This is a genomic window from Vibrio sp. 10N.261.52.A1 (genome assembly GCF_002876325.1).
GTDB classification, from domain to species: Bacteria; Pseudomonadota; Gammaproteobacteria; order Enterobacterales; family Vibrionaceae; genus Vibrio; species Vibrio chagasii.
The window spans coordinates 1-828 of sequence record NZ_MCYD01000874.1 but is presented as its reverse complement, the minus strand read 5'-3'; the positions used below and the strand labels follow the sequence as shown (position 1 = coordinate 828).

Sequence of the window (828 nt, the reverse complement as noted above, 5' to 3'; positions counted from 1 at the left end):
GCAAGGAGTTATAAATAGTGGCTGGGCTACCTGGATTCGAACCAGGGAATGCCGGCATCAAAAGCCGGTGCCTTACCGCTTGGCGATAGCCCAACAATGACATCAATTAAGACATCTAAATAATGGTGCGGTCGGAGAGACTTGAACTCTCACACCTCTCGGCGCCAGAACCTAAATCTGGTGCGTCTACCAATTCCGCCACGACCGCAGCAAATCTTTGTAGTTATACTGAGTATTGGTGGCTCAATAAAACGTTGTGCTCATTGCTATTAGCAAGGAGTTTTAAATAGTGGCTGGGCTACCTGGATTCGAACCAGGGAATGCCGGCATCAAAAGCCGGTGCCTTACCGCTTGGCGATAGCCCAACAATGATATCAATTAAGATATCCAAATAATGGTGCGGTCGGAGAGACTTGAACTCTCACACCTCTCGGCGCCAGAACCTAAATCTGGTGCGTCTACCAATTCCGCCACGACCGCAGCAAATCTTTATAGTCATACTGAATATTGGTGATTCAATAGGACGTTGTGTAAGTGGTGGCTACTGCGGGATTTGAACCTGCGACCCCATCATTATGAGTGATGTGCTCTAACCAACTGAGCTAAGTAGCCAATAATGAATCTAATAGACTCACTATTTGTTCTCTAATGAAAGAGAAATAATGGTGCGGTCGGAGAGACTTGAACTCTCACACCTCTCGGCGCCAGAACCTAAATCTGGTGCGTCTACCAATTCCGCCACGACCGCAGCAAATCTTTGTAGTCATACTGAGTATTGGTGACTCAATAAAACGTTGTGCTCATTGCTATTAGCAAGGAGTTATAAAT

Annotated in this window: 6 tRNA genes; all 6 read right to left on the bottom strand. The window is 46.3% G+C overall.

What is annotated here, in order from left to right:
- Positions 1–18: 18 nt before the first annotated feature.
- Positions 19–93, bottom strand: a tRNA-Gln gene (locus BCT81_RS18820).
- Positions 94–123: 30 nt separating this feature from the next.
- A tRNA-Leu gene (locus tag BCT81_RS18815) sits at positions 124–208 on the bottom strand.
- An 82-nt stretch (positions 209–290) separates the two neighbouring features.
- Positions 291–365: transfer RNA gene (locus tag BCT81_RS18810), tRNA-Gln, on the bottom strand.
- Between the two features lie 30 nt (positions 366–395).
- A tRNA-Leu gene (locus BCT81_RS18805) sits at positions 396–480 on the bottom strand.
- 55 nt (positions 481–535) lie between these two features.
- A tRNA-Met gene (locus tag BCT81_RS18800) sits at positions 536–612 on the bottom strand.
- A 51-nt stretch (positions 613–663) separates the two neighbouring features.
- Positions 664–748: transfer RNA gene (locus tag BCT81_RS18795), tRNA-Leu, on the bottom strand.
- Positions 749–828: the final 80 nt, after the last annotated feature.